Origin of the sequence: Paraburkholderia elongata, from assembly GCF_013177735.1 — a bacterium.
GTDB classification, from domain to species: Bacteria; Pseudomonadota; Gammaproteobacteria; order Burkholderiales; family Burkholderiaceae; genus Paraburkholderia; species Paraburkholderia elongata.
Genome location: NZ_WOEZ01000330.1, coordinates 1 through 13865 on the forward strand (window position 1 = coordinate 1; position 13865 = coordinate 13865).

Here is a 13865-nt window from a genome sequence, read left to right on the forward strand (position 1 = left end):
AATCAGCCTTCAAATTGCTTTCATTGCGTGTCGACGACGAAGTGAGTCCGCAAACCGGCGCGAACTCAGTCGGACCTTGAAGTGTTTTGAATTACGCTTCACCTCAACTCCGACGGTCTCCTAGGCCGCCGTCGGCAGGCGGCCCAACCGACCCTCAGGCGAATAGCTTGCGCGGATCCGCGCCTGGCGCGGCCACGCTCAGCGCACCTTGGCGAAGCAGTCGCGGATTTCCTTGGCGTGCAGCGCCGGCTGCTCCCAGGCGGCGAAGTGGCCCCCCCGTTCCAGGATGTTGTAGTGGATCAGGTTCGGCATCCACCGATCGACCCAGCGCCGAGAGGGGCGGAGGGTCTCGCGCGGATAGACGCTGACGCCTACGGGAATCTCCAGCCTGACCGACGCGACGCCCATGGCGAAGCTTTCCCAATATAGCCGGGCGGAGGAGGTCGCGGTCCCCGGCAGCCAGTAGAGCATGATGTTATCCAGCATCTCGTCCAGGGTCAGGGCGTCTTCGGGGTTTCCCTGATTGTCGGTCCAGGCCCACATCTTCTCAAAGATCCAGGCCGCCTGGCCGACCGGCGAGTCGGCGAGTCCGTAGCCCAGCGTCTGCGGTCGCGTCGACTGCTGCTTGAAATAGCCAGAGCCCTTTTCCTCCCAATGGGCCAGCGACTCCACGGCGGCTTGCTCGAACGGATCCATGTCTTGGAGCTGGTCGGGCTCAGGAAACACCAACGGCATGTTGACGTGGATCGCCGCGCAGTCATCCGGCTTCATCACGCCGATGGCTGTGGTCACCACCGAGCCCCAATCCCCGCCTTGCGCGACCCAGCGTGTGTACCCGAGGCGCCGCATCAGCGTGATCCAGGCGCCAGCGATCCGGGGAATGCCCCAGCCCGTCTCAGTCGCCTTGTCGGAGAAGCCGTGACCAGGGAGCGAGGGGGCGATTACGTGGAAGGCGTCCTCGGCCTTGCCGCCATGGGCGGTCGGGTCGGTCAGGGGACCGATGATCTTCATGAATTCGATCACCGAACCTGGCCAGCCGTGAGTGATGATCAGCGGCAGGGCATTCTCGTGTCTCGACCGCACGTGCAGGAAATGGATGTCGAGGCCGTCCACGGTGGTCTTGTACTGGCCCCAGCCGTTCAGCGTCGCTTCGCAGCGGCGCCAGTCGTAGCCATGACGCCAATGGTCGACCAGCGCCTTGATCTTGGCGAGCGGTGGACCCTGGGTCCAATCCGACACCGTCTCCGCGTCCGGCCATCGGGTCTGGTCGATGCGGCGGTTGAGGTCCTCGAGGTCCGCCTGCGGAATGGCGAGGGTGAAGGGGGTGATGGTGTCATTCATCCGGCGTCTCCTTTGTTGAATTCGGTCTATAGACCTATAATAGGAGTCGTAGGACCTACATTCAAGCAGAGTCTATCTAGGGTAAAAATCCCATATAGCCTCTATCTATTTGCCGAATCTTGATTGTAAGATATGAAACTTCAGAAAGTCATATAGGTTTATAGACCTATACATAAAGATGGGCCAAGTCAGGGACTTCGATGAATACCTGAAGCCGTGGCCGGAGGCTCTTCCGATCTCGCTGTTGCTGTTCGGGTGGTGATGGGCGTCCTTGATACGGGACAAGGGCAGAATCTGAACCGGGCATCCGACATGCTGGCGAGGCCCTGATCCAGCAGTTACGTTGCTCGTCGCCGGCGTATGCTCGCGTCTGAGAGCGGTCGAGGAACTTGGCTTCGTCGACCGCGACAGCGTCGTCGAGCTGCCGGCCGTAGAACGGACCCACTGGCGATCGCGAACCAGAAGGCGCGCCAACCGGGGCCGGGTAGGAGAACTCGGGAAGCGTTTTAGGAGCAGGAGATGGGTACGGAGGGGCAATCTTTGCGTTGGCTGATCGTAAGCGCGCAATCCAGCACACGGAACGGCGAAGTTCGCGTCAATGCGCCGGTTGGATCAACTGGGGTTACGTGCTGCAGCCGCGAGCTTCGCGAAGTTGAAGGGCAGCAGGTCGGTGACATCGGCATCCGGTGCACGCCGCGGCAATTCGGTGAGCACGTGCACGAGGTATGCATAGGGTTCGACATTGCAGGCCCGACACGTGAGCATCAGGCTGTAGACCATTGCGCTCGCTTTCGCTCCGGCAACCGTGTCACTGAACAGCCACGAGGATCTGCCGGTGCAGAATGGCCTGATGTCGCGCTCTTATCCGTGTGACGGAATTATGCAAGGTCCAGAGAGGTTACACGCAGCGCGTTCCGCGTCGACCAGCGTTGTTCGGCACGCGATATCCTGCGATTGCTGAACATAATAAAAGGTGCTCTGCTGAGGGACTCTATTGCCTCGGAGGAAACTACCACGTACGAAGATCAAATGGGAGTTCGATCGTGGTATCAGCTTGAAGATAGTGTTCTCGCGGCGAGCCGGCACGCATACGTCGACTACCTTCGCGGTCACGGTTACGCGCTTCATACCATTGGGCATTACCTTGCCTGTCTGGCCCACTTCTCGTACTGGCTCACATGTAGTGATATCGAGCTTGATCAGATCGACGAGGATCTGATTCGCCAATTCATCTCAGTACACCTTCCTGATTGCGACTGTCCGGGGCGGAAGGTGTGCGCACTGAATTTCACTCGGGCGACGCTTAGACACTTGCTCAATCAGCTGACGCCACGTTATCGCGTAGCAGCTGCGCGGTTTGATCCTATTTGATTAACCAGTTCGCCTAGGCGGTTTGAAAAAGCGCTGCTCATAGAAGGAACCATTGTCGAGCGAAGCTGCCGAGCTCTTGGATCAATTCGGGCTTGCCTCAGATTACAAAACCAAGGTTTTTAACGCTCCCATTCGGATATTCCTCCGGCTGCTTGACTGATACTTCTGCGGCACGAAGGGGGATGTCGGCTCAAAGCCTGGCCAGTTCCGCGTCGAAGGCCTGTAACAGGCGCGGATCGTCGGCGACCGTATCTGGGGCGAAGCGCGCTACGACCTCGCCTTGTCGACTGACCAGGAACTTCTCGAAATTCCATAGCACGTCGGCCGGGGCGCCAGTGTCAATGCCATAACCCTTGAGCACTTCTCGGAACGGGCCGTCGCCGATCGCCGTCGGCTGCGCCTGTGTCATCACAGCGTAAAGCGGATGTCGGTCCGCGCCTCTCACGGAAATTTTTGAGAACAGGGGGAAATGCACGTTGTAGTTGAAAGAGCAGAATTCGCTGATTTCGGCGTCGGTGCCCGGCTCCTGTCCATTGAAGTTGTTGGCGGGAAAGCCGAGGATTTCCAGCCCTTGGGCGTGCTTAGCCTGGTAGAGCTTTTCCAGTCCTTCGTACTGCGGCGTCAGCCCGCACTTGGAGGCGGTGTTGACGATCAGGAGTACCTTGTCACGATAGTCGTCCAGACTTGCTTCGGTGCCATCGATGCGCTTGAGGGGGATGTCGTAGATCGTGCTCATGCTGATTCTCATTTAATGGGCCGGGATGCTTAAGCTGCGAAGGCGCGACGAGCGCTGAAGTGCCGTTGTGCATCGGCATAGGAAGTGTATGCCGTCAGTTTGCTCATCTTGAAGTGTCTCCATGTTTTTACGGCCTGCTAGCTTGAAGCCCACTTTAGGAGTCGCTTGTCTATTTGTCAAATAGGATATACATTTGTATATATACAAAACGGAGCGAAGTATGAGATGAATCCTCGAATTGCAGCTGGTATTTGAGGCTGAACAGGCAGCATGGGCTGCGACGGCGATCTTCCCCTTTGTAGCCTGATCGACACCGAGGCTCACTATCAACCAGAAGCCGTCCATGATGTTGGGCTCCATGCTGACGTGGATCAACGTAACGATGACCCGTATGGTTTAGAGTTTTAACGTGGGGGCAATTCTGCTTGGTTATGTTGGAATCCTTATAATTAGATGGCGCCACCGGATTTCGTACAATGAGACCGATGATCATGGTAATGCGTTGTCGTGCTTATGGTGTCGACGGTCAGGAAGTGACGAAGCCTGCGACGTTGGTGGATGATCAGATTGCTGTACGATTCAGGAGCAGCGTTGCGCTAACTGTGATGCTGTAAGCAAGTTCACTTCAACAATAGACAAGGAGTAGCCGATGCATTCATCCGTTAGCAAGATGACTTTCGTCGCCATAGTGTTACTGCTGGGCCACGTCGTGCCGGCGCTTGCGCAGACCGCCGCCAGCGCAGCCGTTGTCGATCAGGCCGCCTCAGGCGTCAAACCTGGCGATAAGGCTGCGCAGAAGAAGCAACTCAAAGCCCAACGCAAAGCGGAGCGCAAGGAAGCGCGTGCGAAAAATTCGGCTGAATTGAAGAAGCTCGAGGCACAGGGCTACCAGCCCGGGGTGAACGACCCTAACTACCCGCAGAACCTGCAGAACGCACAGAAAAAGGCCGCTGCTGCCGGTGGCGCAAGCCAGTAAAGACAAAGGGAAGATGCGGCACGAACTCGTATTGAACTCCCTTCGGAGGTGCGATTACGACAGTTGCAACGCGAACACTCGTTCAGCGGTGCAGAATACAAAAAGCTAGCCAGAGTGGAGAAATGGCTATCGGAGTCAAACATCCCGACGACGCTGGGGCGCCATTTGCGCGCACTTTCCCAACGGATTTATCCCCGGCCTTCAGGCCGGGTCTGCAAGGCGGATGTAGACAGCGCAGCTTGGATGTGCTGATTTTTCGGGGCGAATTGAAGGTGTGCCTATACGGACAAACCAGCGGCATCGGCCTCGAACTCACAAACCACATTCGAGAAGTTCGTTCCCACCGACCCCCGAGTCTGCCGCGTTGAAGCTTGTGGTCGAGACCACTTTTCAGTCATCGAAACCTCATTGTGGTGCGGTACTTAGTGCTCTCCAAACTACCTTCGTAAGGGCGCGAAGCGCATCGAGATCTAGAGTGTTCTTGCCAGTTCGACGTACAAAGATGAGCAATCCTTGCAAGTGTGATATGAGCAAGGCGCCTCGCAGGGTGCAGTCCTCTGACGACAAGTTTGGGTTGATTTTCGAAACTAGGCTGGCAAAGATCTCCTGGTTTTGCCCCATGATCTCCGTCAGCAGATCACGCGCAAAGTTCTCATGCTCGGCCAAACTCCAGAGTTCAATTGCAAAGGTGCTGAAGTTGCTATCCGGCCGCGCTAGCGCGGCAAACGTCTCGTCGACAATCTTGTCCAGACGCGCCAAAGGCGCCAGCAAGCTATCCTTTGAAATCTTGCGGTACGAATCGAGGTAGCGTTCGGCCATCGCTTCCACAGTTGCCCGAAGCAAGTCCTCCCTGGTTCGGAAATAGTGCTGAAGCGTGCTCAGTCGAATCCCGGCCTCGGTCGCGACGCGGCGCTGGTTGAACGCCGCATACCCTTCGGTGGCGAATGCATTTATTGAAATCTCAAGGATTTCAGGCACGCGCGTGGTCCGGTTGCCCCGCCGCTTGGCCCCGTTTGCCGATTTGGTGGAGGACATTTCCTCCGCCGTAATAGTCAGTTGTTTCATTCCCCTCCCTCGGTCGCGGAATGGTCGAAGGGACCTGAGGTCGCGACGCAGACTCAGCCTCACTGAACCTGCATTGTGCTGATCAAAGACGCCCCGAAAAGCACTAACCGCCACGGGCTATACCTCGGCTAGTATAGGTCATTAAACCGATAAAACATAGCGATTCCCCGGTATCGCTAGATCAAAGGGTACGATAAGTTTGGGTATCGGGTCGAAATATCGGTACTTTCCCCGAGTCGCTGTTCCTTGCATGTGCGTCGACACACACTTAATATAGGTCTATGGACCTATAAGACGAACCGTCTACGCGGTGAAACTTGGGCCGCCCGGCATCAACAGTGATGTGCCGGACACCGTAAGCGTTTGGTGCGGCGGGCATCAACGGGTTTTTGAGGAGCAGGAGATGAGCGCGGAAGCAAGATTGTTGTATTGGCTCATCGACAACTGGCTGCACCGATGCCGGGGCTTCCGGTCCGTCTACGCGATACAGTTTTCGAGCACTAAGAGCGCCGTCGCACACGCGCTGAGTCATCGCGAGTGACCGGCTCCCAGGAAGTCTTCTTTTTCCGGCATTAGGACGGTTCATGGCGTGCTTTTCTTCGCGCGCCGGAGCGGTCAACGATTGGGGGCTACGGTTGTGCCGCGTAACCGGTTTGCAAACAATGGGTCGGGTCATTCGAACCTTCGAGTATCAGTCGCTCGACCTGCAACGGAGCGTCAGATGGATATCGTGGAGATTGGAGGAACGCAGGGCTCCTTATCACACTTGACGGCAAAGTTGGACGAGAAAAGTATCGGAGTGTGTACGGGTTTGTACAACCATTAGAACGCCTTGCCGACGTTCAAGGGGCTCCAAGCGCGCTCGCATTGGCATATGAAGTGGGGAAGTCTGCATTCGCGACTAGGACGTATCAAGCGATCGCTCAACAGGTCAGCGAACATGTATGGCTTCAGAAATACCATCCCGGCGCGGTTGAATCGCAAGAGCTTTGAGCGAGCAATCGAGATGACCCATTTGAATGCCAGGTCGGGCGTTGCCTTGATCAACGTGAGGTTTCTGCAATGCTCACTCTTTTTCGCAATGGAAATCTCACGCCGCTTCAATACGCAAACAGGGGAAAAGAAAGGTGAAGGACGCTCCATACCGTGATATCGCTTTCGAAATCGTTGGGCAGGTTGCCCGAATTTCGCACAATCGCCCGGAACGGCGCAACGCAGAAGGGACATTGCTACTGGACGAACTTGACGATGCGTTATCACGTTGTGCCGATGATGACAATATTCGTGTCGTGATAGTTGGAGGGAAGGGAGAGCATTTCTCCGCGGGCCACGATGTGAAGGAAGCGATGAGTCGTCCGGACCAGGTCGAGAGTCGGTACGTGTATGAAGAGCGGCGCTACCTTGGCTATTGCTTGCGGCTCTGGGATTTCCCCAAGCCCACCATCGCACAAGTCCAGGGAGCGTGTATCGCGGGAGGGTTCATGTTGGCGAATATGTGTGACCTGGTCGTAGCATCTGAGGATGCCTTCTTTGTTGACCCCACGTGTGCCACGCTGGCTGCGGCTGCGACAGAAGTTCTAATTCATCCGTGGGTGTTGGGACTGCGGGCCGCAAAGGAATTCCTGTACACCGGCCGCAAGATGTTTGCGGACGAAGCACTTCGGCTTGGAATGGTCAACCGGATCTTCCCGTCCGGCTCGCTCGAGGAGGGTGCGCTCGCGTTGGCAAATGAAGTGGCGAAGGCCCCCCCATTTGCGATTAGGATGCTCAAGCGGTCGCTCAATCGGACAGCGGACATGCAAGGCTTCAGGAATGCCATCCAGGCGCACTTTGACACGCACGAGCTATGTCATACGACGCAGGAATATAAGAATATTCGCGCGGGCGGGCTCGACAAAACTATTGCACGGACCAAAGCGTCTGCTGGGTAGGGAAACGGTCTTCCTGGCGGCGGCCTGGCCTATGGGTCCGCGGGTCACGCGCGAACCGGAACCAGGCTCGCAAGCTGAAAAAAACGGACTGGAATTGTACCAGTCCGTTTATATAGGACTATTAAATGAATTGCGAATCTGGCACGATCGAAAAGGGGAAATCCTGCACTGCGACGGGGGCACTTGGAGGCATCAAGGTGGTCGACCTGGCGCGGGTCCTTGCCGGTCCCTTTTCCACCCAAATGCTTGCTGATCACGGGGCGGACGTAATAAAGGTCGAGCCGCCGCAGGGCGATGAGACGCGCGATCTCGGTCCGCCGTTCATAGGCGACAGCGCCGCATATTTCCACGGCCTGAACCGCAACAAGCGCGCGATTTCGATCGATCTGGCGCAACCCGCGGGACGCAGCGTGCTATTTCGGCTACTCGAAGATGCCGACGTCGTGGTCGAGAACTTTTTGCCGGGCACTATGGCGAAATGGAGGCTGGATTACGACGACGTGCTGAAGGCCCGGTTTCCACGGCTGATCTACTGCAGGATTTCCGGATACGGGCAGAGTGGACCGCTCGCATCGCTGCCGGGTTACGACGCGGTAGTGCAAGCGTTCTGTGGCTTGATGAGTATCAATGGTCATGAAACGACCGGTCGGACGCGCATCGGGATTCCTATCGTCGATATTGCGACCGGGCTGTCTGCGGTCATCGGGATCCTGTTGGCGCTCGCCGAGCGGGAGCGCTCGGGTGAGGGCCAGTTTGTCGATACTTCGCTGTTTGATACGGCGGTAGGGCTGCTGCATCCGCATCCGTCGAACTGGTTTGCCTCGGGTAAGGTACCAGGCCTGACAGGCAATGCGCATCCGAACATCTCTCCTTACGACACCTTCAGCGCAGGCAATGGGGACGTGTTCTTCGGCGTTGTCAATGATGGCCAGTTTCGCCGCTTTTGCGACGCGATCGGACGGGATGACCTTCTCGAGGACCCGCGCTTCGGGACCAATTCGCTGCGCGTGCAAAACCGCCTTGCACTGCGCGCAGAGATAGAACCGGCAATCCGCGATATCGATGCGGCTGTCCTTTGCCAGCGGCTGACGGACGCAGGCGTATCGGCATCGCGGATCAACTCGGTTGCCGATGTATTAGGCCACCCGCATACGCTAGCGCGGGAAATGGTTGTCGAACTTGCTGGCTATCGCGGGACAGGCGTGCCAATCAAGCTCTCGCGTACGCCCGGATCAGTACGCCGGAGGCCACCAGCGTTTGCCGAGGACACCGATGCCGTACTCGCGCAAGCCGGGTATGGTCAGCAGGAGATAGCGGAACTCGTTTCCACCGGTGCTGTGTCACGAAATCGCAGAAAAAAGGCGTGAGATGGTTTGCCATCGCGCAATGAGCCGGCCGCCAGCAGCTATTCCTGGCAACGACGCCTTAATGCCCGAGGCTGTCACGAGTATAGGAATTGCGGCGCGAAGGGGGTGCACCCGAAAAGGCGTTAATGTCTCTGAAGACGGACATCAAACCGGCCGCGCTTGCCTTCGATCCCCATGTGGGAGCGTTACTTCGCGGATATTCGGTTTTGACAGTTGCCAGTCACTCTGAATTGCCCCTAAGTGCAAGCCCTTTCTTGAATTGTACATATTGAACGCGTATTCTATAGGTGAGATTAGCAGGAAAGGGCAGGCGCCCTGTAAAAAAGCATTCAATCAGGTGGAGGAGCAGGATGACCGCTGTTGTTGAAGGGCTGTTGCAGGGAGCTTTCCAGCCCCAGTTTCTGGTTCATGACAAATCACGCACCGAGAGGGTGATGAACCAATGAGGTTGCCTAACTGTTCGTCGGGATGTTCATCTGAGAAAGATAAATAGTTGAGCGTGTCCGGGGCAGGGCGCGCGTGAGCAGCTAGATTCATTCCATTACGCGCTGCTACCACGAAGGCAAATTCTGCTGTGCTGTTGCTAGGAGAAAGGGCTGGAAATGACAGATTTTGTTCCCCTCATCGTCGGAATAGGTGGCACATCGAGGTCCGGTTCGTCGACGGAATTGGCTCTGCGCTTCACGCTCAAAGCGGCGGAGCGCGCCGGCGCTCAGACCGCAATCGTAGCTGGACCGGACCTTGAGTTTCCGATGTATTCACAGGATCGTTCCGAGCGTTGCGACAATGCTTCAGAAATGGTTGGCCTGCTTCGACGGTGCCACGGGATAGTTGTTGCCTCACCGGGCTACCACGGATCGGTTTCTGGTCTTATCAAAAACGCTTTGGATTACGTTGAAGATATGCGCGACGATGATGCCGCCTACTTTGATGGCCGCGCCGTAGGATGCATAGCTTGCGCATTCGGCTGGCAGGCAACCGGTAGCACGCTGGCGGCCATGCGATCAATTGCTCACGCGCTTCGCGGTTGGCCGACCCCCATGGGGGTGGCAATCAATAGCAGCACAAGAGTGTTCGATACGGAAGGAAAGTGCCTTGATGGTGCAGTCGAGAGACAGTTGGAGCTGGTGGCAAAGCAGGTCGTCGAATTCGCTCGAATGCGCGCGGCTGCCGGAAGCTACGTGGACAGCATGGGCGCGGGTAAGGCGAGCGGAATGCAGCAATGCCTCGCGTGACGATAGCTGAACAGGGCAGGGTGCGGGACATTGGGCGCACAACTGGCCTAGCGTCGAACGTCATGGAGTGCTCCACTTCCAGCTGGGTAATCACCAACGTTTATCGGTTACGACTTCCATGTCCGACTCTCTTGAAAGTATTGATCAAGTTGAATTCCGCGCTCAGGTGCGAGCGTTCCTGGATGAAGCATTGACGCCCGATCTGCGACAGGCAGGGCGTGAGCAAATTGGTGTTTTTGCGCCACCGGAAATTGGCCGCGTCTGGCATCGCAAACTATACGAGCGAGACTGGATTACGCCGACATGGCCGAAGGAATACGGCGGGCGGGGCTGGGGGGCTGCACAAAAGTACATCTTTGAGCAGGAGTGTGCGCTCGCTAACGCGCCCACGCTGTCGTCAGCCGGCCTGCTGATGCTCGGGCCCATCCTGATTCACTTTGGAACGACAGAGCAGAAGGCACGCTTTTTACCGCGGCTTCGATCGGGTGAAGACTATTGGTGCCAAGGCTACTCTGAACCGGGTGCCGGATCGGACCTGGCCGCACTGAAGTGCCGTGCACACCGCGAAGGAGAAGAGTATATCGTCGATGGTACAAAGATATGGACCACACACGCTCATTGTGCTGACTGGATCTTTCTGCTCGTCCGGACCTCGACAAACCAGCGTCCGCAGGAGGGAATAAGCTTTCTCCTGGTCGATATGCACTCGCCGGGAGTAACAGTTCATCCGATCATCAGTATGTCGGGTGAGCATGAGGTCAACCAGGTTTTCTTCGACGGTGTTCGAACTCCAGTTGCGAACCGGATCGGGGAAGAGGGTGCGGGTTGGACTGTCGCAAAACGCTTGCTTGAATTCGAGCGGAGTGGTGTTTACGGACCACGCGTCCGTCGTTTGTTGTTGCAGGCACGGCGGATTGCGCAGGAAGACGAAGAACGCTGGAAGGATGCCGACTTTCGTCGGCGCTACGCGGAACTGAGCATTGAGTGCGATGCGCTCGAAGCGGGAGAGTTACGAATGCTCACCGGAAACGATTCGAAGAATACCGGGGTGACGACGTCGTTGCTCAAGTTAGCCGGAACTGAGACGCTGCAGCGTGCAAGCGAACTATGCGTGCTAGCGGCCGGTGAGGCGTCGCTTTCTACTTACGACCCTGCGGAGTCGGACACAGCACGGCGAGACGCACAGGTGGCAATGGCGAGGTACCTGAATATGCGCGCGGCAACGATTTACGGAGGATCCAGCGAGATTCAGCGCAATATCCTTGCAAAAGCGGCGCTGCAACTGTAGTCCGTTGCAGGACAGGATGACGTTCACAGGTACATTTGATCATCAACTAACAGCACGCTTTCCTTGATGGATCATGTAGAGAATGCTCTGCAAAGGAGAAGGGCACATGGATGTAATGGATGTCACGTTAAGCGACGAGCAGCGCATGCTGCGCGATATGGTGGAACGGCTGACAGTCGAACAGTACGGGTTTGACGTCCGCCAAGCGGCAATACGTGACCACTGCGGCTTTCACAGGCCGTTCTGGAAGGAGTTAGGGCAACTTGGCGTACTCGGTGCAACGTTGCCAGAGGATTGCGGCGGATCAGGAGCGGATCACATGACAGCGATGCTAATCATGTCTGCGTTCGGCAAGAACCTTGTAATTGCGCCATACCTGTCAACCGTCATCTCCGCGGCGGCGCTTCTGGCTCGTGTTGGTACTACGACTCAACAGGCACAGTACCTGCCTCGAGTGATAGAGGGCGACAGTATCATCGCGTTCGCTTGCGAAGAGGGAAATGACGTGGCTGAGGTCGGTCAGGTGAAGGCGTTAGCGTCGCCGGCCGTGGGCGGATTTAACATCACCGGCCAAAAAACGGGGGTTGTCGGCGGCATCTGGAGCGACTTCGTGATGGTAGTCGCAAAGATCGAAGGAACTGGCGGCACAATTGGGGCATTTCTTCTGCCGGTGGATACCCCCGGCGTCGAGATGAATCATGCCCGAACAATTGATGGAGGAAGTACTTCGACTGTCCACCTCCAGAAGGCGTTTGTGCCGTCGAACGCCTGGATCGGTGAATATCACGACAATGGAGAGGCTGTCGAACGTATCTGTGACGAGGCTACTGCGATGATGTGTGCGGATGCTGTTGGATCCATGGAAACTCTGCTTGGCAAGACGGTCGAATATGCGCGGACACGGATACAATTCGGAGCGCCAATTGGGAAATTCCAGGCGCTGCAACACCGGATGGTGGATATGTTGGTAGGGTGTGAGCAGTCGTCGTCGATTACCCATCACGCAGTGGTTCAGCTTAATGCCGACCCGGTCGAACGAAAAAGGGCGGTGTCCGCAGCGAAGGCACTTGTGGGGAGAGTTGGGCGCATGGTGGCACAGTCTGCCGTGCAGATACATGGTGGTATCGGCACCACGGACGAACTGGACGTCAGCCATCACTTTCGTCGCATAGAAACGTTTAACTTTCGCTTTGGTACGACTGATCGGCACATTCGCCGATACGCGGACCTGCTGGATTCACGCGAACCTTGAATATCTACGTCTGACCAAGAAACTTGGCTACGCCACTACTGCTTCGGTGTTCAGTCGCTACGCGGATTACACGTTACTTGTGTTGTAGCTGGCGCCAGGAATGCCAGCTGCGACCGACGCGCGGCTGCCTGAAGCCGCGTGAATGGCATAGGCGCGGGTAAGGCGAGCGGAATGCGGCAATGCCTCGCGTGTCGATAGCTGAACAGGGCAGGGTGCGGGACATGGGGCTAGGCAGCGCTTCGAGTCTGCCGTATATTCGATTCCGAGATTTTCTCTCCACATACAAGCTTGCGAGAAGAGACGTGAAGCTACAATCGGAATCCAATATCGGCCAGGCGGACACGGAGGGGGCCTTGAGCGCAAGTCGGGCTCCGGCTGTGGCACGTGCTGCTGCCGTTCTTCGCCTTCTGGCGGGCGAGCGTTCAGGTCTGGGAGTGAACGAGATTGCCCGCCGGGTGGACCTGGTGCCGAGCACGTGCCTCCACGTGCTGCGCGCGTTGGTCGACGAGGGATTTGTGTCGTTCGATCCGGTTGACAAGACGTATCGAACCGGCATCGGACTCATGACGTTGGTTCGTGCGGCGATGGGGGCGCGGGAATATCCGAAGCTGGTGCAGCCCGTGCTGGATGAATTGTCATCCCAGCACCAGGTTACCGCCATCGCAATCGAGCTTGATACGCGGGACCGGATGGTTGTCGTAGCCCTATCACGGTCGAATCACATGGTGAGTCTGCACGTCAATATTGGAAGCCGTTTCCCGGCGTACATCAGCGCTACGGGGCGCTGTGTTGCGGCTGCGCGAAACTTGCCTCGGGACGAACTGAAGAGGCAGTTCAGCGCCTTGCGATGGGAGAAACCCCCTCGCTTTGAGGACTGGTGCACCGAAGTCGAGCGGACGAAGCTCGAGGGGGTTGCGGTTGACCTTGGCAACTACATGCGTGGGGTGATTGTTGCTGCAACCCTGCTACCAAAGGGTGCCGACCGGGCTACCCGAGGCATAGCAGTAGTAGGCTTCGAACATCACATGACCCCGAAGTCCTTGCGACAGCTCGAGAACGACCTTCGAGAAGCTGCCGGGACAGTCGGCGCACAACTGGCCTAGCGTCGAACGTCATGGGGTGCTCCACTTCCAGCTGAGTAATCACCAACGTTTATCCCCGGGCTGAAGACCTCGGCCTTCAGAGGCTGTCGCAAAACATTTCTGCTGTGCGTCCAATTGAAGCCCGGGCGTTGATGTGATTGCTGGCGCGAGCCAACAAATCGAGGAAATCTGTCCGGAAAACATTGCGCGACCTCGTGGAG

The 13865-nt window shown here is 57.0% G+C and carries 10 protein-coding genes and 1 pseudogene; 7 read left to right on the forward strand and 4 right to left on the reverse strand.

The genetic code is table 11. From position 1 onward, the window contains the following. Nucleotides 1-198: 198 nt before the first annotated feature. From GNZ13_RS50585 to GNZ13_RS50595, 3 genes and pseudogenes are all read right to left on the reverse strand, one after another. Nucleotides 199-1341, reverse strand: a complete 1143-nt coding sequence (locus tag GNZ13_RS50585; RefSeq protein ID WP_172178974.1) for an epoxide hydrolase family protein — start codon at nt 1339-1341, stop codon at nt 199-201. A gap of 612 nt (nt 1342-1953) precedes the next feature. After that, nucleotides 1954-2202: pseudogene (locus tag GNZ13_RS50590) on the reverse strand (transposase domain-containing protein); the annotation flags it as partial. Between the two features lie 700 nt (nt 2203-2902). Beyond that, nucleotides 2903-3448 carry a glutathione peroxidase gene (locus GNZ13_RS50595; RefSeq protein WP_172178975.1) on the reverse strand — a complete coding sequence of 182 codons (546 nt, stop codon included), beginning with the start codon at nt 3446-3448 and terminating at the stop codon, nt 2903-2905. Nucleotides 3449-4097: 649 nt separating this feature from the next. Here GNZ13_RS50595 and GNZ13_RS50600 point away from each other — a divergent pair. Beyond that, on the forward strand, nt 4098-4424 hold the full coding sequence (locus GNZ13_RS50600) for a DUF4148 domain-containing protein (protein WP_172178976.1): 327 nt from the start codon (nt 4098-4100) through the stop codon (nt 4422-4424). A gap of 405 nt (nt 4425-4829) precedes the next feature. On the opposite strand, the gene GNZ13_RS50605 is transcribed toward GNZ13_RS50600, so the two are convergent. Continuing rightward, on the reverse strand, nt 4830-5489 hold the full coding sequence (locus GNZ13_RS50605) for a TetR/AcrR family transcriptional regulator (protein ID WP_172178977.1): 660 nt from the start codon (nt 5487-5489) through the stop codon (nt 4830-4832). 1127 nt (nt 5490-6616) lie between these two features. Between GNZ13_RS50605 and GNZ13_RS50610 the strand changes: the two genes are divergently transcribed. The 6 genes from GNZ13_RS50610 to GNZ13_RS50635 all read left to right on the forward strand — a co-directional run bounded on the left by GNZ13_RS50610 (nt 6617) and on the right by GNZ13_RS50635 (nt 13665). After that, nucleotides 6617-7420, forward strand: a complete 804-nt coding sequence (locus GNZ13_RS50610) for an enoyl-CoA hydratase (RefSeq protein ID WP_407945723.1) — start codon at nt 6617-6619, stop codon at nt 7418-7420. A 125-nt stretch (nt 7421-7545) separates the two neighbouring features. Further along, nucleotides 7546-8787 (forward strand): CaiB/BaiF CoA transferase family protein, encoded by a 1242-nt coding sequence (locus GNZ13_RS50615; protein WP_172178978.1) that lies wholly within the window; start codon nt 7546-7548, stop codon nt 8785-8787. 602 nt (nt 8788-9389) lie between these two features. Beyond that, nucleotides 9390-10022, forward strand: coding sequence for an NADPH-dependent FMN reductase (locus tag GNZ13_RS50620; RefSeq protein WP_172178979.1), 633 nt, complete (start codon nt 9390-9392; stop codon nt 10020-10022). 118 nt (nt 10023-10140) lie between these two features. Further along, nucleotides 10141-11310, forward strand: a complete 1170-nt coding sequence (locus tag GNZ13_RS50625; protein WP_172178980.1) for an acyl-CoA dehydrogenase family protein — start codon at nt 10141-10143, stop codon at nt 11308-11310. A 106-nt stretch (nt 11311-11416) separates the two neighbouring features. Then, entirely contained in the window at nt 11417-12562 is a 1146-nt protein-coding gene (locus tag GNZ13_RS50630) for an acyl-CoA dehydrogenase family protein (protein WP_172178981.1), read from the forward strand. Nucleotides 12563-12783: 221 nt separating this feature from the next. Continuing rightward, nucleotides 12784-13665 carry an IclR family transcriptional regulator gene (locus tag GNZ13_RS50635; RefSeq protein WP_236002568.1) on the forward strand — a complete coding sequence of 294 codons (882 nt, stop codon included), beginning with the start codon at nt 12784-12786 and terminating at the stop codon, nt 13663-13665. Nucleotides 13666-13865: the final 200 nt, after the last annotated feature.

Coding starts and splice junctions, on each gene's coding strand:
- GNZ13_RS50630 (WP_172178981.1), top strand. CDS start 11,417: ATGGATGTAATGGATGTCACGTTAAGCGACGAGCAGCGCATGCTGCGC.
- GNZ13_RS50605 (WP_172178977.1), bottom strand. CDS start 5,489: ATGAAACAACTGACTATTACGGCGGAGGAAATGTCCTCCACCAAATCG.
- GNZ13_RS50600 (WP_172178976.1), top strand. CDS start 4,098: ATGCATTCATCCGTTAGCAAGATGACTTTCGTCGCCATAGTGTTACTG.
- GNZ13_RS50625 (WP_172178980.1), top strand. CDS start 10,141: ATGTCCGACTCTCTTGAAAGTATTGATCAAGTTGAATTCCGCGCTCAG.
- GNZ13_RS50595 (WP_172178975.1), bottom strand. CDS start 3,448: ATGAGCACGATCTACGACATCCCCCTCAAGCGCATCGATGGCACCGAA.
- GNZ13_RS50615 (WP_172178978.1), top strand. CDS start 7,546: ATGAATTGCGAATCTGGCACGATCGAAAAGGGGAAATCCTGCACTGCG.
- GNZ13_RS50585 (WP_172178974.1), bottom strand. CDS start 1,341: ATGAATGACACCATCACCCCCTTCACCCTCGCCATTCCGCAGGCGGAC.
- GNZ13_RS50620 (WP_172178979.1), top strand. CDS start 9,390: ATGACAGATTTTGTTCCCCTCATCGTCGGAATAGGTGGCACATCGAGG.
- GNZ13_RS50635 (WP_236002568.1), top strand. CDS start 12,784: ATGGGGCTAGGCAGCGCTTCGAGTCTGCCGTATATTCGATTCCGAGAT.